General features: G+C 55.3%; 20 protein-coding genes. 13 read left to right on the forward strand and 7 right to left on the reverse strand.

The window, feature by feature from the left end; translation table 11 throughout:
- Position 1: 1 nt before the first annotated feature.
- The gene (locus tag JO972_RS02520; protein ID WP_309488418.1) at positions 2-1,396 is read left to right on the forward strand and encodes a sulfatase; all 1,395 of its coding nucleotides are present in this window, start codon (positions 2-4) and stop codon (positions 1,394-1,396) included.
- 57 nt (positions 1,397-1,453) lie between these two features.
- Here JO972_RS02520 and JO972_RS02525 read toward each other — a convergent pair whose 3' ends face one another.
- A complete protein-coding gene (locus tag JO972_RS02525) occupies positions 1,454-2,836 on the reverse strand; it encodes an N-acetylmuramoyl-L-alanine amidase (RefSeq protein WP_309488419.1) in 1,383 nt (460 codons plus the stop codon).
- 57 nt (positions 2,837-2,893) lie between these two features.
- On the opposite strand from JO972_RS02525, the gene JO972_RS02530 reads away from it, so the two are divergent.
- The 3 genes from JO972_RS02530 to JO972_RS02540 all read left to right on the forward strand — a co-directional run bounded on the left by JO972_RS02530 (position 2,894) and on the right by JO972_RS02540 (position 5,481).
- Entirely contained in the window at positions 2,894-3,694 is an 801-nt protein-coding gene (locus JO972_RS02530) for a TIGR00282 family metallophosphoesterase (RefSeq protein WP_309488420.1), read from the forward strand.
- Positions 3,695-3,785: 91 nt separating this feature from the next.
- Positions 3,786-4,844: a M42 family metallopeptidase gene (locus JO972_RS02535; protein ID WP_309488421.1), complete on the forward strand. Its 1,059-nt coding sequence runs from the start codon at positions 3,786-3,788 to the stop codon at positions 4,842-4,844.
- Positions 4,845-4,863: 19 nt separating this feature from the next.
- Positions 4,864-5,481, forward strand: a complete 618-nt coding sequence (locus JO972_RS02540; protein ID WP_309488422.1) for a hypothetical protein — start codon at positions 4,864-4,866, stop codon at positions 5,479-5,481.
- 169 nt (positions 5,482-5,650) lie between these two features.
- Here the strand turns inward: JO972_RS02540 and ftsY are convergent, their stop codons facing one another.
- Positions 5,651-6,502, reverse strand: a complete 852-nt coding sequence (gene ftsY, locus JO972_RS02545) for a signal recognition particle-docking protein FtsY (RefSeq protein ID WP_309488423.1) — start codon at positions 6,500-6,502, stop codon at positions 5,651-5,653.
- Positions 6,503-6,622: 120 nt separating this feature from the next.
- Here ftsY and JO972_RS02550 point away from each other — a divergent pair, with 120 nt between their 5' ends.
- Positions 6,623-7,342, forward strand: a complete 720-nt coding sequence (locus JO972_RS02550) for an endonuclease/exonuclease/phosphatase family protein (protein WP_309488424.1) — start codon at positions 6,623-6,625, stop codon at positions 7,340-7,342.
- A gap of 467 nt (positions 7,343-7,809) precedes the next feature.
- Here JO972_RS02550 and JO972_RS02555 read toward each other — a convergent pair whose 3' ends face one another.
- Complete coding sequence (locus tag JO972_RS02555; RefSeq protein ID WP_309488425.1) at positions 7,810-9,618, reverse strand: sodium:solute symporter family protein; 1,809 nt, start codon at positions 9,616-9,618, stop codon at positions 7,810-7,812.
- Positions 9,619-9,740: 122 nt separating this feature from the next.
- Positions 9,741-11,135, reverse strand: a complete 1,395-nt coding sequence (hemG, locus tag JO972_RS02560; RefSeq protein ID WP_309488426.1) for a protoporphyrinogen oxidase — start codon at positions 11,133-11,135, stop codon at positions 9,741-9,743.
- Between the two features lie 210 nt (positions 11,136-11,345).
- Between hemG and JO972_RS02565 the strand changes: the two genes are divergently transcribed.
- Positions 11,346-13,517, forward strand: coding sequence for a hypothetical protein (locus JO972_RS02565; RefSeq protein WP_309488428.1), 2,172 nt, complete (start codon positions 11,346-11,348; stop codon positions 13,515-13,517).
- On the opposite strand, the gene JO972_RS02570 is transcribed toward JO972_RS02565, so the two are convergent.
- Complete coding sequence (locus tag JO972_RS02570) at positions 13,514-13,762, reverse strand: hypothetical protein (RefSeq protein WP_309488429.1); 249 nt, start codon at positions 13,760-13,762, stop codon at positions 13,514-13,516. The two genes, JO972_RS02565 and JO972_RS02570, sit on opposite strands and share 4 nt — an antisense overlap.
- Before the next feature lie 90 nt (positions 13,763-13,852).
- On the opposite strand from JO972_RS02570, the gene JO972_RS02575 reads away from it, so the two are divergent.
- The 5 genes from JO972_RS02575 to JO972_RS02595 all read left to right on the forward strand — a co-directional run bounded on the left by JO972_RS02575 (position 13,853) and on the right by JO972_RS02595 (position 18,713).
- Positions 13,853-14,164 (forward strand): glutaredoxin family protein, encoded by a 312-nt coding sequence (locus JO972_RS02575; protein ID WP_309488430.1) that lies wholly within the window; start codon positions 13,853-13,855, stop codon positions 14,162-14,164.
- Positions 14,165-14,277: 113 nt separating this feature from the next.
- Complete coding sequence (locus JO972_RS02580) at positions 14,278-15,228, forward strand: sugar phosphate isomerase/epimerase family protein (protein ID WP_309488432.1); 951 nt, start codon at positions 14,278-14,280, stop codon at positions 15,226-15,228.
- Between the two features lie 23 nt (positions 15,229-15,251).
- Positions 15,252-16,586, forward strand: coding sequence for a Gfo/Idh/MocA family oxidoreductase (locus JO972_RS02585; protein ID WP_309488433.1), 1,335 nt, complete (start codon positions 15,252-15,254; stop codon positions 16,584-16,586).
- A 5-nt stretch (positions 16,587-16,591) separates the two neighbouring features.
- The gene (locus JO972_RS02590) at positions 16,592-17,725 is read left to right on the forward strand and encodes a formylglycine-generating enzyme family protein (RefSeq protein ID WP_309488434.1); all 1,134 of its coding nucleotides are present in this window, start codon (positions 16,592-16,594) and stop codon (positions 17,723-17,725) included.
- On the forward strand, positions 17,718-18,713 hold the full coding sequence (locus tag JO972_RS02595; protein WP_309488435.1) for an FAD:protein FMN transferase: 996 nt from the start codon (positions 17,718-17,720) through the stop codon (positions 18,711-18,713). The genes JO972_RS02590 and JO972_RS02595 overlap by 8 nt, the downstream gene beginning before the upstream one ends.
- 4 nt (positions 18,714-18,717) lie before the next feature.
- Here the strand turns inward: JO972_RS02595 and rlmN are convergent, their stop codons facing one another.
- Positions 18,718-19,824 (reverse strand): dual-specificity RNA methyltransferase RlmN, encoded by a 1,107-nt coding sequence (gene rlmN, locus JO972_RS02600; protein WP_309488436.1) that lies wholly within the window; start codon positions 19,822-19,824, stop codon positions 18,718-18,720.
- 160 nt (positions 19,825-19,984) lie between these two features.
- On the opposite strand from rlmN, the gene cysK reads away from it, so the two are divergent.
- Together cysK and JO972_RS02610 are read left to right on the forward strand one after the other, a co-directional pair.
- Positions 19,985-20,950 (forward strand): cysteine synthase A, encoded by a 966-nt coding sequence (gene cysK, locus JO972_RS02605; RefSeq protein ID WP_309488437.1) that lies wholly within the window; start codon positions 19,985-19,987, stop codon positions 20,948-20,950.
- Between the two features lie 88 nt (positions 20,951-21,038).
- Positions 21,039-21,182, forward strand: a complete 144-nt coding sequence (locus JO972_RS02610) for a hypothetical protein (protein ID WP_309488438.1) — start codon at positions 21,039-21,041, stop codon at positions 21,180-21,182.
- A gap of 21 nt (positions 21,183-21,203) precedes the next feature.
- Here the strand turns inward: JO972_RS02610 and purU are convergent, their stop codons facing one another.
- Positions 21,204-22,058 (reverse strand): formyltetrahydrofolate deformylase, encoded by an 855-nt coding sequence (gene purU / locus JO972_RS02615; RefSeq protein ID WP_309488439.1) that lies wholly within the window; start codon positions 22,056-22,058, stop codon positions 21,204-21,206.
- Positions 22,059-22,134: the final 76 nt, after the last annotated feature.

The raw sequence follows: 22,134 nt of genomic DNA on the forward strand, positions 1-22,134 counted from the left end.
AATGAAGTTCGTTCTCCCTCGTCCTGCCATTTTCTTCCTCGCCCTCATCTCGATATCGACTCCCTTCACACTGGCCGAGACGGCGAAACCTAACATCGTTTTCATCATGGCGGATGACTTGGGTCCCGGCTGGGTGGATTTCGATGGTAGTGATCCAAAAATCAACACGCCGAACCTACAACGCTTAGCCAAGACGGGGGTGGTTTTCACTCGGGCTTATGCTGCCGCGACCGTTTGCTCACCCACACGTGCGGCCTGCATCACAGGCATGTCACCCGCGCAGATTGGGTTGACGACGCATATCCCGGGAAAAGCTGGAAATGAACGACGTGCTCCGAAAGGTGGCCCGCGCGATGCAGATTCTCTCAAGCACCTGCCGCTCGATCTCCCCAGCTATGCCCGCGAGCTGAAAAAGTTACATTATGTGACGGGTTTCATTGGCAAGTGGCACCTGGCAGGCGAGGGATCAATCGCCACCAAGGACGGAGTGGTGAACAGCGACTGGCACCCGGAACACTATGGCTTTGAAAGCAATATCGGAGGCTGTGCCTACGGACAACCAAAGTCCTGGTTCTCTCCATTCAAGAATGCCACGATCGAAAATGGAGCAAAAGGGGAGTATCTTACCAATCACCTGGGCGATGCCGCAGCCTCGTTCATTCAGGCAAACCACGAACAACCATTCCATCTCACACTCTGGCCCTATTCGGTGCACACGCCCATCAAGGGCCCTAAAGATCTGGTGAAAAAAAATGGCGGGAATAATTACCTGGCCATGCTCGAGAGCCTCGACAATGCCGTGGGCAAGGTGATCGCGGCTCTGGAGAAAACGAACACACTGGAGAATACGATGATCGTTTTTTACTCCGACAACGGCGGCCACAAACCCACCCAGTGGCTCGCTGATAAAAAAGGATCATTGTTAGAAGGTGGTGTGCGAGTTCCCATGGTGGTCAGCTGGCCGGGTGTCACCAAGGGAGGAACGACCTGTGACGTGCCTGTGACGAGCATGGACTTCTTTCCGACCTTTGTGCATGCAGCCGGCGGCTCGACCACTGAGATCACACAGCTGGAGGGCCTGGACCTGAAGCCTCTGTTGCAAGGTGCGGAGAAATTGGACCGGGACGCTTTGTTCTGGCATTATCCTCACAACCGCCCGGACGTGAAATATTACATGGGTAGCACGATTCTTCAGGGCGATTGGAAATTGTATGTCGGTCACGGAGTGAAAGCGGACGCTTTGTTCAATCTCAAAGACGATCCGATGGAGAAAAACAATCTGCTGAAAAAGCATCCCGAGCTAGCTGGTCAGCTGCGCGGCAAGCTCAATGGATGGCTGACAAAGGTGTCGGCCAAGATGCCGAAACCTGCGCAGGCTCAACCGCGTAAGAAGTAAGACGGTCTGGTCAATTGACCGACTGTGAGTGAGCCGAGCGGAGATCTCGCGGGAGCTCTACTCACGAATGATGCGGTGGTCGAGGTAGTATGCCTTCAGCGCTTCGACCACTGATTCCGCATACTCACGGAAGATCGACTTCCGCTCGACACCATTGATCATCTTGGTTCCCTCGTAGTCGCCGAGCTGCACCCGATCGAACACCTCCTGATTATTCATCACATAGGGTTCCAGGAAGATGACCGGGCATTGGTAAAGGCGGTTGGCTAACAGGTTTCTCGCCCACAGCCCTTCGACACCATTAATTTTAATCTCCACGGCCCGTGAGGACATCGGCTGATAGCGGTATGCGGGAAGCTTGGTGAACTGGGCAAAGCCTTGCGCGATGTAGGCCCCGACCGGTTTTTCTTCGTCATGCGAGCGAGTGAGGATTTTCACTAACATCTCGTAGCGTTCGTCATCGTGCGCTAGCTCAGAGCTGGTGAGTGCTCCGTGTAGCAGCACATGGTAGTGGTTGTTCTCCGTGAGTGTCGGGTTTGTGGGATCGGCCCAGGACTCGGCATTGTAGTGCAGGGCGAGCACGATGTCGGGACGGAAAGCGAGGTTCACCCGCCGCGCACGCTCGCGAATTTCGCCGGTGCGATAGAACAGCTTCTCTTGCAGGCTTTGGATTTTTTCTTCGTCAAGGATGCCGAGTGAGCGGGCTTTGGCCACGGCCTCATCCCGATAGTCGGCGGGGCGAAGTTGGCTGACCGGTTTGTTGTCCTTGCGAATCAGATAGACTTTCGCCCCCAGCGCGCGGAGCTGGCGTTTGATGATTTTGGCCGTCTGCAAGGTCATGTTTCCTTCCATCACCGGTGGCTGGTCGCCAATTTGGAACCAACGTTCTTCTATCTTGGCGAAGGCTCCTCCGATGTGGCCGGGGTCGATGGCAATGTGCACGCCTGCCAGTGGTTTGTCCTTGGTGCCTGGGGGAAGGTCTCCCGCAGCATTCCAGTTTCGGTCAGGTGATGCGGCACTCAGTTCGTAGGAGAAATCCAGTCGGTAGGTGGCATTGGGCACCCGGGTATCGGTGCGGATGATTGCGTGATCCGGATGGATGGTGATGTAGCGCTTCCAGGAGTCGTCCACAGTATAGACCTTGGTGAGCAGGTATTCGAAGTCGTCGCGGGTGATCGTTTCCTGCCAGATGTCGAGCGAGTTCCAGTCGGGCCGCACACCGAGATCCGCCAGGGTGTTATCGTGACTGGGTGGCAGTGGGGGATCGCCGTCGTCGGGAGCGTCCGGTAGTTCTTCCAGGGCGTCGGCCAGCTCGGCTTCCGGCACGGGGCTGGGGGCCGGGCTGTGGTGGAGCATGGTGAGGATGTAAGTCCCCGCTGCCACGAGCAAGAGGCTGAGAACGACAACTAAGGGGCTGAGATGCGATGATTTTTGAGACATCAGAGGTGAGTAGTGATAAGTATTGGCGGGCGGCTCTGGCTGTGATTCACTTGCGCCGTGATTCGTATACTTTTTCTAGGAGATATCGTAGGTGAGCCGGGACGCAAGGCTGTAATTGGTCGTGTGCCATCATTGAAACGTGAGCGGGAGATTGATTTTATCATCGCAAATGGTGAAAATTCCGCCGCAGGACGCGGGATTACACCGAAAATTTCGATCGATCTGTTGCGCTGCGGCATCGCCGTGCTGACCTCCGGCGATCATATCTGGGACCAGAAGGAAATCGTGGATTACCTTCCGAACGAACCCCGCTTGCTGCGGCCGATCAACTACGAAGATGGCACGCCGGGCAATGGCAGCGTCGTCTTGGAAACCGCGAAAGGAAAAGTGGCTGTGATGAATGGCCAGGGACGCACCTTCATGAATCCTCCCTTGGAAAACCCATTCACCACCATGGAGGCCGAGGCCGACCGACTGCGTGAGGAGGAAGGCGTGAAGGTTATCTTTGTCGATTTCCATGCCGAGACCACGAGTGAATCGATCGCCATGGGGTGGCATCTCGATGGCAAAGTTTCCGCCGTCGCCGGCACTCACACCCACGTGCAAACGGCGGATGAGAAGATTCTCCCCAAAGGCACCGCGCACCTGACCGATGCCGGTATGTGCGGGCCCGATGTTTCTGTGTTAGGCCGAAATGTGGAGTCGGTGGTGTGGCGGTTCAAAACCGGCATGCCCACACGTTTCCCTGTGGCCAAAGGGCAGGTGCGTCTCTGCGGTGTCATCGTTGATGTCGATGAGGAAACCGGCAAGACCATCGCGGTGGAGCGCTACAACGAGCTCTTGCCGCTTGGCTCCTAATCGGCGCGGCTCATCCGGGGCCTCGGCCCATCGATTTCCCCAGCCCCATCTTTGCGCTGGTCAAATGCAGCTGCCTCGCTATTTCTAACGCATGGCTATCGACGTTGACCTACTGACCCGCATCTGTGAAGCACCCGGCGCCCCCGGGTTTGAAAAAGAAATCCGTGAGCTTGTCCTGAAAGAAGTGGATGGACTGGCCGACTCGGTCAGGGTGGACAACATGGGCAACGTGGTGGCTCTGAAAAAGGGCAAGTCGTCGAAGAAAAAGTCCATGGCCGCTGCGCATATGGATGAGATCGGCTTTATCGTCACTCACATCGATGACAATGGCTTCGTCCGCTTCAACCCACTCGGCGGCTTCGATCCCAAGACCCTGACATCCCAGCGCGTGATCATTCACGGCAAGAAGGACGTCATCGGCGTCATGGGCTGCAAGCCGATCCATATCATGTCGCCGGAAGAACGCGGCAAGAACCTCAAGCTCAGCGACTACTTCATCGATCTCGGCATGAGCAAAAAAGAGGTGGAGAAAATCGTCACCATTGGTGATCCGATCACGCGCCGCAGTGAATTGTTGGAGCTGGGCGACTGCGTCAATGTGAAGTCTCTCGATAACCGGGTCTCTGTCTTCGTGCTGCTGGAAGCGCTGCGCGCCATCAAGAAAAGCCGTCGCAAGCCATGTTATGATTTTTACGCGGTGTTCACCGTGCAGGAGGAAGTCGGTCTGCGTGGCGCCAATGTCAGTGCCTTGGAAATTCAGCCGGACTTCGGTTTCGGTCTCGATACCACCATCGCCTATGACACCCCCGGCTCACAACCACAAGAACGCTGCACCAGCCTTGGAAAGGGTGCCGCGATCAAGATCATGGACAGCTCTACCATCTGCGACTACCGCATGGTGGCGTTCATGAAAGAAACCGCCGATGCCAAAAAGATCAAATGGCAGCCGGAGATCCTCGCCGCGGGTGGAACCGATACCGCCAGCCTGCAGCGGATGAACCCCGGTGGCTCGATTGCCGGGGCGATTTCCATCCCCACTCGCCACATTCACCAGAGCATCGAGATGTCCGATAAAAAGGACATCGAAGCCTGTATCAAACTGCTGGCCGCCTGCGCCTGTGATCTGGACAAGGGCGACTGGAAATTCTAGCAGCTTCGGCTGTTGACCGATGAAGTTTTTCTATCCGACACCCCCGGATCGCTTAGAGCATGAAACCAAGTCTGGTGTCAATGTCAGCTATTCGGTGGAGATCTGCGTGCCTCAAAATACGGTTCAGTGGTCGGTTTACCGCCACCTGCCCGAGGGCATGCATTGGAAAAAAGGCGACGAAATGGGGCTGGGGGCCACGCATCATGAAAAGACCCAGACCTTTGCCCAATTTCTAGAACATCCGTTCAGAGAGCTCCCGGAGGATTTGAATTTCTTGAAGGTTTACGTGGAAAAACAATCGCTGGGAACCGGAACTGACACCGAGATGCCGCCATTGCGCTACGATGGTTTTCCCTTCGGTGGTCCTGAAATTTTGTATCGAAGGGAAAAGGATACCAATGGTGTTGCAGTGTCCTATTTCGTCTCTCCACACCCTTATGAGAAAGTGGTGCGCTGGAGCTTTTTTCCTCACCTAACGGAAGGGATTTGCGCCAAGAAGGGGGACGAGTCTGGTCTCGGCTCCATGCATTCGGACGGTGAGCAGACTTATGCAGAGTTTCTGAAGACTCCAAAGCATCAAGTCCCTGATGAGGTGATGGCAATGGTTTCGGCAAAAATGGAAGAGTCGGGGAATTAAGGATAGTCCAAGAAGTGGCTATTACTTACTGCGGCAAGAAGATGATTCTGCGAAGCCGGTTGCTGTATGTGGGTCTCCAGCTTGCTTGACGGGATGAGTCCATCGAAGCGGTTACGCGTGCAGCTTGATTGCGGCACTCATTTTAGGATGACAGCTAGCAACGGATCGATTAAAAAATGCCGTCGGCGAATTCCTCTTTGTTGAACTTCTTGAACTGTTCCGGCTCTTCGCCGAGGCCGATAAACCAGGTAGGAAGATCGAGTTCTTTCTGAATCAACACGGCGACGCCTCCTTTTCCTGAGCCATCCATTTTGGTCACGATTAAGCCGTCGAGCTCGATAGCTTTGTTGAATTCCTTCGCCTGGGCGAGGGCATTGCCGCCGGTAGTGGCGTCCACGACTAACAACTTCAGGTGCGGTGCGGATTCGTCCTGTTTGCCAATGGTTCGCTCGATCTTGCCGAGCTCCTGCATCAGGTTGTGTCGAGTGTGAATCCGGCCGGCGGTGTCGCAAATGAGGAAGTCGGCACCGTCGGTGATGGCTTTTTGGTGGGCGGTGTAACAGACCGATGCCGGGTCGGCATTGTGCGCGCCCTTGACCACGGGGATATCGAGTCGTTCACCCCAGCGGCCGAGCTGCTCCACGGCGGCGGCGCGGAAGGTGTCGGCGGCGGCGAGCATCACCGAGTGGCCTTGCGACTTGAGAAGATAGGCCAGCTTGGCCGACGAAGTGGTCTTGCCGGTGCCATTGACGCCGACCACGAGGATTACCATCGGTTTTCCATCGCTACGTGGTTTCAGTTCTGCCTGGTCGTCTTTCAGAATGGCCGCGATGTGTTGCTTGCAGACCTCGACGATATCGTCGCCGGAAACCTTGCGACCGAGCGCCTGGAGGTCGTCGATGATGGCCATCGCGGTGCGGGCGCCGAGATCGGCACCAATGAGGTCGGCCTCGAGTTCATCCCAATCGATCTCTGCCTTGTTGGTGACCTTGTTGAGAAGCTTTTTGAAAAATCCTGCCATAATGAAAGTGGTGGTGATGTGAGGGGGTGGGGGTAGCTGCATGTAAAGGCGGGTAGGTTTTTTCGCAAGACTTTTGAGTCTGATATCGTAGCCCTCTGTGTGCGAAGCCTATTCATCATCATGATCCTCACTTGTTCAGTCTGGGCCGGTGAGCTGCGTGTCTTTTCCTATAACATCCATCACGGAGCGGGAATGGACGGTGCGCTCGATCTTAAACGCATCGCCGAGGTGATCAAAAAACAGAAGCCTGACATCGTCGCCCTGCAGGAAGTCGACAAACACGTTCCCCGCAGTGGCAAGGTGGATCAGGCGGCGGAGTTGGCGAAGCTGCTTGGCATGCATTACGCCTTTGGCAAATGCATCGACCTCCAAGGCGGCGAATATGGCAATGCGATCCTTTCCAAGTATCCCATCCGCGATACCTTTATCCACCCACTGCCAGGCCCAGGCGAGCCGCGTGCGGTGCTGGAGGTGATTCTCAATGTCAAAGGGAAGAAACTTTCCTTCGCCAGTGTGCATCTGGATTGGAAAGAAAACGACACCCGGGTGGCTCAGATCAGTGCGATGGAGAAGGTGCTCTCGCTGCGGAACTATCCGGTGATCATCGCCGGGGACTTCAATGCCAAACCGGACTCGGAGGCCATGCGCCTGCTGGCGACCACCTGGTCGCTGACGCCGAAATCCGGTGCCCGCCTGACCATGCCGGCAAACGACCCGGACAAGGAAATCGATTACATTGCCTACCGCGGGTTTGAATCGGTGAAGGCCAGCTGCTTGGTGCTGGAGGAGGAGCTAGCCTCCGACCACCGACCTCTGATCGGTGTGATCCTGCTGCCGTAAAAGGGCTGCCTGTGAGGTGGCTGGTTGTGGTTTTTTAGGAAAACTGTGTCGAAATGGCAAAGATTGATGGTTTAGGTGAAGAAATATTTATGAAATCACGATTTCTTGGGTGGTAGTCAACTTGCTTGAGGTGAGTGTGTTAAGTATTTTAAAGGGGGCTTATTGGAAATCATCATCCATGAAAATGTAAGAAAAGCTGACTTTCTTTGAACGGATGGAGAAGTGGGGGGTCTATGTATAGCGAACACCGTATGATGCGGGGTTCACAACCAACAAGGGTGAACACAACAGTTGCAGTTGTCAGTCTCCAACACAGTATCAGCGTGTAGGACAAACTGAAGAATCCAATGCCCCGGGAGTCCTCCAACTCCCGGGGCCTTTTTGTCGAGATACGCAGGGTTTTACCCGATAAAAAAAGCCCGCAACCGAAGTGGCGGGCTTGGTGGTCTGCTTGAGTCTGCACGAAGCTAGCTCACCGACTTTTTCCAGGTGGCGATGATACCGATGCCGGCCAGCACGGCGGCAGCCACGAAGGCACCTCCCATGCCTGTTTGACCATACATGATCAGACCGGAGCCGAGCAGAATGCCGTAGACCAACACACAGCCAAGCACCGTGTTGAGAATGCCGAGAGGCAAGTTGACGGCATCGTGCAGAGGTTTGATCGGAGTGCCCGCTTGTTCGGCCTCGGTGATGATTTTTTTCCACCCGGGGCCACCGGGGTTGGTTTTCTCGATGAAACTACGCAGCTTCGCGGTGTCGGATGGTTTGGTGAACAAGGCGGTCAACAACCAGGCGGCGGTGGTGATGCCAACAATCAGACAGAGCTCCTGCCAAACTTCGAAGCTGCCTTTTTCCACGCCGAAACGTAACCACATCGCCACGGCGAAGGAGACCAGCATGGCGGCGATTTCGCTGGCGGGGTTGATGCGCCACCAGAACCAGCGAAGGATGAACAACAGGCCGGTGCCGGCGCCGATGTGGGTGATCAGCTTGAAGTTGTCCAAGGCGCTTTCCATGCTCAAGGCGAGCAGGGCGGTGAGTCCCATCATCACCACGGTGGACACGCGGCCGACCAATACCAGCTGCTTTTCGCTCGCGTCCGGTTTGATAAAGCGCTTCCAAAAATCGTTCACCACATAGGAGGAGCCCCAGTTCAAGTGGGTGGAAATAGTCGACATATAAGCCGCCACTAGCGAGGTCAGAACCAGTCCCAGCCAGCCGGCCGGCAGGAAGGTGAGCATCGCCGGGTAGCCGCTGTCGTGCGCCACTTTCTTGGCGTCAGGGAAGGCTTTCTGGATGTCGGAAATCTCGGGGAACACGACGAGTGAAGCCAGTGCCACAATGATCCACGGCCACGGGCGGATGGCGTAGTGGGCAACCTGGAAAAAGAGCGTAGCGCCCACGGCGTGCTTTTCGTTTTTGGCTGCCAGCATACGCTGCGCCAGATAGCCGCCACCACCCGGCTCGGCACCAGGATACCAGACCGACCACCATTGGATCGCCAATGGCAGCACAAAGAGCGTGATCACCGCATTTTTGGTATCGGTATCGTTCCAATCTCCCTGGGTGGGGAAGAGGTTGAGTTTTTGCTTCACCGCCTCGTGATTGAAGAGCCCGTCCAGCCCGCCGATATCCGGATGGCTGACCGCGTAGTAAGCCGCGGCAAATGCGCCCACCATGGCAATGATGAACAGCAGGAAATCGGTGAGAATGACGCCCTTGAATCCTCCCATGGAGGAAAAAATCACGGTCACCACCATGGCGACCACCACCGATTGCCCCGGTCCCCAGCCGAGCATGGTTTCGCCAATCTTGATAGCCGCCAGAGAGACCGAGGCCATGATGATGATGTTAAACAGCACCCCGAGATAGATCGCGCGGAAGCCTCGCAGGAAGGCGGCAGACTTGCCGCTGTATCGCAGTTCGTAGAACTCCACATCGGTCAGCACCTCGGATCGGCGCCATAGTTTAGCGTAAATAAAAACGGTCAGCATTCCCGTGATGATGAAGGCCCACCACATCCAGTTCGCCCAGACGCCGCTGGTGCGGACCAGGTCGGTGACGAAGTTGGGGGTGTCGGTGGAAAATGTGGTGGCCACCATGGAGAAACCTAACAGCCACCACGGCATGTGGCGCCCGGAAAGAAAAAACTCACCGGAGGATTTCCCCGATTGGCGGGAGACCACCACCCCAATGCCAAGGGCGACTGCGAAGAAGGAGATGAGGATAGTCCAATCGATGCCGGCCAGTTTCATTTCTGCTAGAATATGCATAGGTGTGTTTAGAGAGGTTCAGATAACTCCCGAAAAACTAGGAATTCGAAGCTCCCCTGACAACGTCAAACAGGGCGTCATATCTCTACGCGGGGTTCAATTTTCCCACTTGCAGAGAAGTGTTAGGCGTCTGGCTCGGTGGTGCCGAGACGTTTGCCTAACTGCAGTCCGTTGAGGATACAGTCGGGCACCGAAATGCCACCGCGATAGTTGCCGGCGAAATAGAGTCCGGTGTGGCTGTTCTCGCAGGCCTCTAACGCTTCCACGGCCTCTTGGTAATCCAATCCGTATTGAGGAATGGCATTTTCCCAGCTGCTGCGGTATCGGAATGTGGGGGTGCCGCGGACTCCAAGCAATCGATGCAGTTCGGCCAGCACCACCTCGTCACTATTCTCCGCGAGCTCGGGTGACAGGCTGCCACCCATCATGCAGGTGAGCGTGACGTGTCCTTCCGGTGCGCGGTGGTCGAACATGCTGGAAGAAAACAAAACACCTAACAGGGGGCTGTTTTCATCGGCCTTAATCAACATGCCAAAACCATCCAGCGGGTGCTCCACGTCTTCGCGCTTGAAGCCTAAAACCAGGCTGGTGACCGGTGGTGCGTCCAAGGTGCGCACAGGCTTTAACTGCTCGATGATTTCCGTGGGCAAGGGCAGTGCGCCGAGCCGATGGTGCGGCGTGGCAATGACCAGGCGGGAATACTCGGTGTTGAACGCGTGACCGGACGCATCGGTCCAGCTGATCTGCCATCCATCGGGGAGAGGGCGGATTGCGTTGATCTGGGATTTCAAATGCACGGTGCCGGTGGGAAGGCCGGCGACGATGGCCTGGGGCAGAGCGGCCATGCCGGAGCGGAAGGAGATCATCTCCGGAGTCATTCGCGGATTGGGTGATTTTTTCTGTTCCGATCGTAGCGCAATCGCGCCGAGGACCAGTGAACGATGTTCATTTTCCAATTTCCACAAGCGGGGGAAGGCGTGGCGCACCGAGAGCTCCTCCGGGTTTCCCGCATAGATGCCACTGACAAAGGGAGCTGCCGCGTTGCTGAGGATTTCCGACCCGAGACGGCGGCGGACGAAATGGCCAAAGCTTTCTTCTCCTTCACCACGATATCGTCCGATCATCGGTTCCGTCGCAGCGCGCAGAATACCACGCAGACTGAACAGTGGGCTCTTCAGCAGTGCCATGGGACTGGTGGGCATGGCTCGGGGTGCTCCATCATGCACCACATAGCGCTTCTTGGCGGCGGGGAGGGAACTGATCACTTCGCTACCAATGCCGGTGCTTTTTAGGCCAGTGCTTTCCAACAGTTGCATGACCCTGCGGTCTTTGATCATGATGCTGTTAGGTCCTTGCTCTGCGAGGTAGCCGTCTTGGGCGAAGCTTCGCAGCGCGCCACCGGCTTGGTCAGCACTTTCCAGAATATCACAAGGTTGACCCGATTCGTGCAGGGCGTGCGCTACACAGAGTCCCGAGATCCCAGCGCCGATGATGGCGGTCTTCGCAGTTTCTTCCACGGCGATAGACAAGCAAGAGCCGTGCAGCTTGGCGATTTCTTTTTGTAAAACCGGTCGGCCAGACCTGTTTCCGTAGGATGGAGGATGGAGGTGTTAGTTTATGCGATGGTGTTCAAATTCGTTTACGGTTTGTAAAGGTTGACATTCTGGATTGACAGACCAAGGCGCTTGTTGGTAAATGTAGCCCTGAAGTTTTCACCTTAAGATACAATGACACTCACCAATTCTCTCAATGGATTCGATGGCGCTCAAGAGCTCTTGATCAAGCTGGTCGAGCAGAGCCCAGAGGAATGGGAGACGCGAAAGCGAGTGGTGCAGGTGCTATATGATGCTGGAAAATTCCGTGACGCATCAAAGCTGGTCTGGAATGCTCCGGAGATTCCCCCGGTAGCCGAGGAGATGGTTTTCACAGCACGGATCGTTGCCAAAGGGCAGCCTGAACGGGCTGTGCGACTGCTTTCGACAGTTGTCGAACGCAACATGGGAAACCCTGCTGAGAACCTGATCATGGCCAAGCTGCTGATGGAGCATGGGCTTACTCTACAAGCCTTGCGCTTTTACGGTGCCGCCACGGCAGAGGATAAAACTCTCATCGATGAGAGTTTTGAACTCGCTCTGGTGAAAACCGATTCATCTGAAGATGTTTGGAAAGATGTCGCCAAGGCGGATGATTTTCCATGGCCAGGACCAAGAGATATCAAGATTTCTGACATCATGACCGATGATGGAAAAGGCGATATGTCTGCGGCTGATGTGTTACTTAGCAGCGTGACTCAACGGGTGCCACTGAAGGCTCCGACGCAACAGCCAGACTGCCCGGCGGAATCACTGACCGAGCAGTCGGACACTGCAGGACAAGCCGCTGTTAGTGAGGCTTTGGCCGCCGTAAGCTCATCTTCGTCGATGCTTTCGCCAGCTGCTGAAGCACTGGTGAAGAAAATGCGCGATCAGGGGAGTTCGTCCGAAGAGATCGCCGCCAGCCTGAATGCTACCTCGGAGCAGACAAACGGTTCGTTTTCGTCGATGGTCAGTTTCTTCAAAAGCAAGGAAGAGGAAGTTGGCGCGCCAACACGGTCGCCTGTGGCATCGCAGCCGATGCCTGAGAGCTCGGCCCCGCCAGCACCTACGCCACCCTCAACCGGCTCAGCCGCCGGAACCAAGAAGCCGACCCCATCTTCTTCGTTGATCCAAGATTTTAAACCGACGCCTAGCGGAGCTTTGAAAACCGTCGTGCCTGATCCGGCTCCGATTACGAAGTCTGCGCAAGAGGCACCGGCCCCTCAAGCCGAGCCCCCTCAAGCTCAAGCCTCAGAGTCCCCATCGGCCCCAGCTCCCTCAGCGGCTCAGCCTCCGGCAGCTCAGAACGGAAATGCTCATCCTGAGCCGACGTCTGTTTCTCTTCAGCAAGAGGCTAAGGAGGAGACGGCGTCACCATTTTCTCCCGATAGAATCAGCCAGCCTCTCTCGGGCGACCTTGCTCCGCCATCCTTTGATGTCACCGCTCAGGCGGCTAGCCCATTTTCAGCGGAGGCCCATTCCTCGGCTCCTGTTCCGCAAGAAGCCCCAAATCCTCCAAGCACGTCCACTGACGATCTTAGTGATGTAGTGGCTGATGCGCTGGCTGAACGTGAAGCCGAACAACCGAAAAGTAAAAACGGTGGTTTCCTTTCCAAGTGCCGAAGCTTGTTTGGGAAAAATAAATCTCAAGAGGACTCCGCCGGATTCACTGCGGAGAGTGGCACTGCCATGAACGGTGCGGAGGAAACTCCATCCACTCAAACAGGGAGCATCCCTGAGAAGCGCGAGAATGGAACGTCACCGATGTCGCTGAAAAGTTCTGATTCAAAAAATGGAGCAACCGCGGCTCAATCCTCATCCGCTCAGTCAAAGCAGCCTGAGCCCATTTCTCGAGCTAGTATTGAGGGCACAACTTCTACCCCCGTGCCTCGTAAGCCGGAGAGTAATGGACATGAGCCACCGCGTGAGCTGGATGGTCGCACCCAGCTCGTTGCACTAGCTCCACGTGATGGCAACAGCTTCTTCGAGCAGCTCTTGAAAAAATACAATGCCCTTCCTGAGGGACAGGTGTCTCAAGCGGCGGCGATCGCGCGTGATATGGCCAATCTCGATTACTTGGGTCTCATTCATGCGGCTTGCTCCAAAGATCTCGATGCCTTCTCCAAGCTCTTGGGGCTGCATCGCGTGATGAGCGATGCCCGCTGCTACGATTGGGTCAACGATATGGATCTGCTCCGCAAAGGTTACGGTGATGCCGTCCTGGCGACGGTGGTTTCCAAATACAGCGTGGAAGAGTGCCGCGAGATTCTTAGTGCCGTTTACCAGCAAGCTCCGGCTGTTCCTACGCAGGCGGTTGCCGGTTAGCTAGTCACTTGGTAGCTTAGCCGACAAGTGCCGTCTGCCTGTGGCTCAAACTGGCAGAGGTTGAGTTGCAGCGAATGTTTCAGAAATGTTCGGCCGTGGCCTAATATGGTAGCGGCCTCTGCTCCGCCAACTAGCTGTTTGCCATCGAGAATTACAGAGAAGGTATCGCCTGCCTCGAGGTCACCAAGCGTTTGTCCGCTCAGCAGTTTGCCGTCGGCAGAGAGGGTAATGAGGTCGTTGGGCACAGGGCGATCTAAGTGACATCAGGGTGAAATTCAAGTTGCAATGCCTGCCTGATTGGAGTCCTTTCTCCGCAACAACCTATTTGAAACCTAATGAGTGAGCAAAACCTAGACATTACCGTTTATCTGAAAACTTTCTGCGGCTGGAGCGAGGGCGTGCGTGCCATCATGCGCAAGTATGACCTCGAATACACTGAGAAGGACATCATCAAGAACCCGGCCTTCCGCTGGGAGATGGAGCAGAAAAGCGGCCAGCCGCTGAGCCCCTGCGTGCTGGTCAATGGCACCATGCTTGCCGACGTTTCCGGTGATGAAGTCGAGCAGTATCTTGTGGAGCAGAACTTGGTTGCCCCCATTGATGCTCCTGCAGATGCGCCCACGGACAGTAGCTGCCCGGGCCATTAATCGTCGCCCCCTAAGACGGGGTGAAATTCCTACCTTGGCGTCATTTTTGCCGATTTGCCAAGGCAAGGGGCTTTCGTGATCAAATGCCATATCCTCCTGCGTAGTAGGTGATCATGGCAACGCATTATCACGATAAAACGCAGCATAGTTCCCGGCGCAGGTTTCTCAAACAGGCCACCGTCGGAGGGCTCGCTCTTTCTTCCTTGGGGTCCCAATTGCTGGGGGCAGCCCCTAAGACGAGCGCAAACGTTGTCGCCAGTCTGGACGGTCGCTTGTTCAAGACACTCAAGTTTGGCATGATCAAGGGAGGCTCCGTGTTGGAGCGCTTCCAGATGGCAAAAGAGGCTGGCTTTTCCGGCGTCGAATTGGATGTGCCCGGTCTGCCGATCGAGGAAGCGAATGCCGCGAGTGCTGCCACCGGCATCACCGTAGACGGCGCCGTGGGTAGCTCACACTGGGCCATACGGCACAGTGATCCAGATCCTGCTGTCCGCGCCAAGGCCTTGGAGAAGTTAATCAAGGGCATTGAGGAAACACGGGCAGTTGGAGGTAGCACCATCCTGTTAGTTGTCGGTCATGGCAAAGACGGGAGCCATGAAGAAGTTTGGGAGCGCTCGATCGCGAATATCAAACTGGCCTTACCTCATGCGGCAAAACATGGCGTGACCATCGTGATTGAAAACGTCTGGAACCATTTTTGCTACGATCATCAAGGCGACTCTAACCAGACTGCTGAATTGTTGGCCAAATACGTCGATGCTTTCCAATCGCCCTTCGTGGGACTCCAGTTCGACATTGGGAATCATTGGAAATACGGCAGCATGGGCGATTGGATAAGGTTGTTAGGAAAACGCATCGTGAAGCTCGATGTGAAAGGGTTCTCACGGCAGAAGAACAAATTCAGCAAGATCGGCGAAGGGGACATTGATTTTGCCGACGTCCGCAAGGCTCTTGTGGAGATCAACTACCATGGGTGGTGCGCCGCCGAAGTGGGGGGAGGCGATCTCACAAGGCTCAAAGAAATCTCGAAGAATATGGACCAAGCTTTCGGTCTAACAAAATAACAACTCAACTATCAATCATTCTCATGTCTGAATCATCATCAAGCAATCAATCATCGCAGCTGACTCGCCGGCATTTTATCAAAAACACATCCTTGGGGGCCGCCGCATTGGGGCTCTCCCCGGTGGTTTTGCCAAGTGCCCACGCGGCGAAGGCGGCAGGAAATAGGAAATTAAAAGTGGGAGTGGTCGGCCTTGGTGGTCGTGGCTCGGGAGCTGTCCGAGATATTTTAACGGCCGACCCGAACACCATCCTATGGGCTGTCGGTGATATCTTCGAAAAACCCCTGCAAAAAGTCGCCAAGTTCGAGAAGAAATATTCTGGGCGTGTTGATACCGATGGTGGCAAGCGACATTTCGTTGGCTTTGATGCCTATCAGAAGGTGATCGACAGCGGCGTGGACATAGTGCTCTTGACCAGCACGCCCGCCTTCCGTCCGCTCCATTTCGAGGCTTCCGTGGCCGCAGGTAAACATACCTTCCTGGAGAAACCCATCGCTCTGGATATCCCAGGCATGAAGAGTGTGATCGAGAGTGCGAAAAAGGCGCAGAGTAATGGTCAATCGGTCCTAACAGGCTTGGTCTGGCGATACAGCCCGCACCTGATGGAGATGCACAAGCGCGTGCAAGACGGCGTCATCGGCGAAGTGCTCACCACGTCGTCGTCCTACTGCGGAGGAGGGCGGCCGAACAAGATGCCCGACATCAAATACAAACCGGCCAAGATGCCCGATATGGAATGGGCGCAGAGATATTGGCAGAATTACTTGGAGCTGGGTGGTGATGGTGCCCTGGAGTTCATGATCCACGGGATGGATCGCATGTCATGGGCCATGGGGGATGGCATGCCTGTGAAGTGTTACGCCAATGGCGCAAACATCCATCCCGTCAAAGGTGCCAACGCTTGGGATAGTTTCAACCTGCGTTATGTCTATGCGGATGGGCGCACGGCAGACTTCTTTGGTCGACAGATCCCCGGCTCCTACGCACCCAGTGGCGATACGATTGTGGGCACGAAAGGTCAGGCCTTCGTGAGTGGGTCAGCAGCTTCGATCATCGTGGATGGCAAAACGATCTGGCATAAAAAAGGAGGCTTGGGTTATGTCAACGAACACAGAATTTTCACCGCGCATATCCGCAAAGGTGAGGTTTACAATGACGTGGTGGACAAACACAAACTGGCCACCAGTCATATCATCGGCATCATGGGGCGGACCGCAGCTTACACCGGCAAGCTGATTACGGATCAGCAAATCATGAGCTCGAAGGATGTGCTATTGGCAGACATCAAGAACCTCAACTTCGACACTCCGTTCAAGCCGCGTGAGTCGGCGGTCCCGGGTAAAACTCCATTTGTCTAACGAACATGATCTCTAGCATAAATCCTCACAGGGCGATCTTGGCAATCACCGCACTCACGGCATTCGACCTGTGTGCGGAGGGGCCGGCGGCGGCAAAGCCAGCAGCAGATGTAAAGCCGGCGATGGCGAAGAATGGATTCGACAAGGAGCAGATGCGCCTGGCGAAGATCATCCACAAGCGGATAGTCGATTATAAGCAAATCAAGAACCAGACCAACGGCAACAAGCCTCAGCCATTCGAGAGCTACACGGAAACATTGAAAACGGGTGCGCAGTTCAAGATGTTGCCGGTTCAAGGCGGTTCGTTCACTTGGCAGGGAAAAGAACTGGGCGACAAACTTGAGGTAACGCTCTCACCATTCTGGATGGGGAAGACAGAGGTGACTTGGGAAGAATACGAGCCCTTTATGCTGTCGCAAATCCCACGACAAAAAGACGGCCAGGTGCTGGACTTTATGCGCGAGCAGATTGAAAACGACATCGATTTTCTGGCTCGCCCCACGCCACCGTATCACCCGATGACTTACGGGATGAAACGAGACGGTCACCCAGCGATCAGCATGACCCAGCACGCCGCCAACAAATACTGCCAGTGGCTGAGTTATCAAACGGGGCACTTTTACCGTCTCCCCACAGAGGCCGAGTGGGAGTATGCCGCCCGTGCAGGCACCAACACCAAATACAGCTGGGGGGATTCCGAAGCGGATGCCGATCAATATGCCTGGTTCGGTGGTGACAATGCCTCACACTATCAAAAACCTGCTCAGAAAAAACCGAATGCCTGGGGGTTTTACGATATGCACGGTAATGTGTTAGAATGGACCTTGGATCAATGCGTGCCGAACCGGAAAGAATACTTTGGCAAAGGTCAAGTCCGCAACCCGTGGATCAAAGCGACCAAGCCGTATCCTCACGTCACCAAGGGTGGTCACTGGAAAATGCCGCTCAAGGAGATAAGTTCTGCCGGCAGAACTCCTTCCGATGCCAATTGGAAACTCTCTGATCCGCAAGACCCCAAAAGTCTTTGGTATCACACCAATGCGCCGTGGTTAGGTTTCCGTGTGGTCCGCCCGGCCGAGATCCCCACCGCTGAAGCAATGTATCATTATTGGAATTCCGGTGTGGAGGCCGATGAGTAAGTGGCTCATTTTCTTGGGGCTGTTCTTCATGCCTCCCGCGATCAGTGCCGAGTTGGCTGAACTGAAAAAGTATCATTTTTCAGAAGCGCATCTCGGCACCGATGTGCACCTCGTGTTTTATTCTGACAGTCCCGAGCAAGCGGAGGCCTTGGCGCAGAGGTGTTTTCAGCGGGTGCAAGCGCTCGATGCGGTGCTCTCCGACTACCAGTCTCACAGTGAGCTCAGCCAGCTCTGCCGGAAACCGATTGGGAAAGCGCATCCAGTCAGCAAGGACCTCTTTGCCGTGATCGCCCGGGCCCAGCAGATTAGTTGTCTATCACACGGTGCCTTTGATATCACCATGGGAAAAGCAAGCCACTCCTGGCGTGCCCGGCGTCTCTCGAAACCGGTGCCGAAAGATCACGCTAACCAAGGCTCTGAGATGGTGAGTTTCCGAGATGTCGGTCTAGTGGCCGAGCAGCGCTTGGTCACCTTGCGCAAGACGATGCGCCTTGACCTTGGTGGAATCGGCAAGGGCTATATCGCGGATCAGGTGATGCTGGTCTTGAAAAAAGCTGATGTGACGCACGCGGCGGTGATCATCGGGGGGGAGACCTTGTTAGCCGATGCCCCGCCGGGGAAAACAGGCTGGAGAATCGGGATTGAAAACCCAGAACACCAAATCATCGGCACCCTCGACTTGGCGAACACCGCGGTCTCGACCTCCGGCGATAGCTACCAGTTCTTCGAAGTGGAGGGGGAGCGGGAATCTCATCTGATTGACCCCGCGACGAGGCGAAGCAAAACAAACCGACTCAACGTCGTCACTATTGCACGATCGTCGATGTTGGCAGACGCCTGGGCCACGGCGCTACGGGTCCTACCCACTAGCGAGGCCCGTGATTTGGCCGATCAACAGCCCGGAATCGAAGCTCTGTTCATTCCGTATCGTCAGGCCACGTCAGGGACGAAGCATTTTCCCAAGCTGGCAGTTCCTGAGAAGAACTGAGTGACTACCCAGCCTTCACCGGTGCGGGGATGATTCCCTCGGCGGTTTCCTTTTTCAGTCGGAGCTGACCGCAAGCGGCGTTGATATCGTGGCCCTTTTCCAGTCGGAGCGTAGTATTGATTCCGGCGTCGGCGACGATATCGCGGAAGCCATAACACACCTCCTCGGACGGACGCACCCAGTCGAGCCCTTCCACCGTATTGTAAGGGATCAGGTTCACCTTGGCGTTGATGCCTTTGGCGCGTTTGGCCAGGATGGTGGCCTGCTCTTTGGAGTCGTTGACTCCTTTGATGAGAATATATTCCAGCGAGATTTTCTGTTTCTTGAACGTGCGCCAGTAGTGCAGGGAGTCGAACAGCTCCTTGATCTGCCATTTTTTGTTCACGGGCATGATGAGGTCGCGCACGTCGTCGGTGGCACCGTGCAGCGAGATCGCCAGACGGATCGGGACGGGGAACTCGGCGAGCTTTTTAATCATTGGTGCCAGTCCGGAGGTCGAGACCGTGATGTGACGAGCTCCAATGTTCAGCCCCCAGTGGCCGGTGATGATTTCCAGCGCCTTGATCAGATTCTTGATGTTTGCCAGGGGCTCACCCATGCCCATGAAGACGATGTTATTGATCGATTCCCCAGTCAGCTTTTCCACCATCATCATCTGCCCGATGATCTCATCCGCGGTCAGGTTGCGGGTGAATCCGGCCAAACCTGAAGCGCAGAATTTGCAGCCGTAGGCGCAGCCGACCTGAGAGGAAACACAGATCGTTTTCCGATCGGACTGTTTTCCCTTCAGTCCTTTGGAGGCGGGAATGAAGACGGTTTCGACATAGCGGCCGTCCTGCAGGCGGAAAAGAAACTTGCGTGTGGTGTCCTCCGAGCCGCTGGTTTCCACATGGCTCATGCTGTTGATGTGAAACTCACTGGCCAGCTTGTCACGCATCGGCGCTGGCAGATTGCTCATCTCCTCGATGTCTTCTACCCGTTGTTGGTAGAGCCATTCCAGGATTTGTTTGGCGCGATAGGGTTTTTGACCTGCGCTGACAACATAAGCCTCAAGGTCTTCTTTGCTGAGGCCTCGGAGTGATTGGGTAGCTGGTTTTTCGGTGGCTGACACGGCGTGCTTGTAGCATGAATTGTGGAAAAGGCACGGATTTTTACTAATCTCGGACAGATGACGAGAACTGGCGCGGATCTTGCTTGAAAGAGGCAGGGAATAGGAGAGAGTTGGGCGAAAGCAATCATTGCTCAATAATCGATTCAAACATTCCAATATCATGACTCAAATTGCCAACAATCTCGTCGAGACCGTGGGGAACACTCCACTGGTCAAACTCAACCACGTTACTCAGGGCTTAGACGCTGAGATTCTCGTGAAGTGTGAGTTTTTCAACCCTCTGTTCAGCGTCAAGGACCGGATTGGGCGCTCGATGGTGGAGACGGCGGAAAAAGATGGTAGCCTCAAACCCGGCGGCACCATTGTGGAGCCCACTTCAGGAAACACTGGGATCGCACTCGCTTTTGTAGCTCGCTCCAAGGGCTACCGCTGTATTCTGACGATGCCGGAAACCATGTCGATGGAACGCCGCATGCTGCTGCGTATGCTCGGTGCGGAAATCGTGCTCACCCCAGGGCCTAAGGGCATGAACGGCGCCATTGTCAAAGCCAAGCAGCTCTGCGAAGAGCTCGGCGAAATGGCTTTCAACCCAAGCCAATTTGATAACCCGGCAAACCCCGAAGCTCACCGCTTGACCACCGCGGAGGAAATCTGGGAAGCCACCGGCGGAAACATCGATGCCTTCGTGGCTGGTGTGGGCACCGGCGGCACATTGACTGGAGTCAGTGAGGTGCTGAAAGACCGCTGTGATATGAAAGCTTTCGCCGTTGAGCCGACCGATAGTCCGGTCATCTCAGGCGGCAAACCTGGGCCACACAAGATCCAAGGGATCGGTGCTGGCTTTATCCCTGGCAACCTCAATGTCGATATCATCGATGAGGTGATCCAGGTCAGTAACGAAGACGCCTTTGCCACGGCCCAAGATGTGGCGCAGAACGAAGGTCTGCCAGTGGGGATTTCCAGTGGTGGCAATATCTGGTCGGCTATTCAGCTGGCCAAGCGCCCTGAGTTCGCCGGCAAACGCATCGTCACCGTGGCCTGCAGCTCCACCGAGCGCTACCTCAGCACTCCACTCGCCGAGAAGGTGAAGGAGGAGGTCAGCAACTTAGCTGTCCAAGACGTGTAACCAATAAGAATCTATGCAACGAAAAGTAACTCGAGACATCATACTGGATCCAAATTCATCGGAAGTTCACAGGAATAATGTGATCGCCGTGTCGTTTGCCAGAGAGGGGGCGGAAATCAGCAATGATCTCGTCCCTGTTGATGTTCTCGGTGACTTTTCCTTGGTAGCCTCGGACGAGGAATGGGAAGCAGGTTATCAGGATCTGCTCTACCGCATCCAGGCCGTTGCCTGACTGCCAGAGGGTGCGGACCCCTTAGTCTGGGAAGACAATCGCGCGGTTGTTCTGAATGATGGTGCGATCGTTGACGTGGTAGCGGATACCACGAGCGATGGCATTGCGTTCGCAGTCGCGACCTAAGCGCATCAGGTCCTTGGGGGTGTGGAAGTGCTGCACCCGCTTGACCTCCTGCTCAATAATCGGGCCGGCATCGAGGTCACTGGTGACATAGTGGCAGGTAGCGCCAATTAGTTTCACCCCACGCTCGTAGGCCTGCCGATACGGATTGGCTCCGATGAAGGCCGGGAGGAAGGAGTGGTGGATGTTGATGATTTTTCCACCGAACTCGGAGCAGAACCAATCGGGGAGGATCTGCATGAAACGTGCTAGTACGGTGAGCTCCACATCTTCCTCGTGCAGGATGCTGCGGATTTGCTGGAAGCCGGCTTCTTTTTGGTCGCCATCCATGTCGATCAGGTGAAAGGGGAGCCCGGCCTGCTCGGCAATGCTGCGGCAGGTGTCGCGATTGCCAATCACGGAGGTGATTTCGATGGGCATTTCACCCAGTTTGGTGCGCCAGAGGATTTCGTTCAGGCAGTGATCGGTTTTGGTCACTAGAACCGCAGTGCGCATTTTGTAGGGCAGTCGACGAAAGTGCCAGGTGGCATGCAGGGATTTGCCCAGGGTGTTGAATCCATCAATGAAGTCCTCAACCTCCACAGAGAGATGGGTGGTGTCGATTTCCACCCGCGCAAAAAACTTCTCGTTCACCGCATCCGTGAACTGGGAGAATTCGGTCATGTTTCCGGCATAATCCGCCACGTAGGAGGCGATTTTGGCAACGATGCCGTGTTGGTCCGGACAGTCGATTTTGAGGATGAGCCCTTGCATGACGGTGATCATGCATAGTTAGAGAGCTTTGGCTACTGCTGTCTGTGATCATGACTCGATCGATTCATGGCTTTAT

The organism is Oceaniferula flava (assembly GCF_016811075.1).
GTDB classification, from domain to species: domain Bacteria; phylum Verrucomicrobiota; class Verrucomicrobiia; order Verrucomicrobiales; family Akkermansiaceae; genus Oceaniferula; species Oceaniferula flava.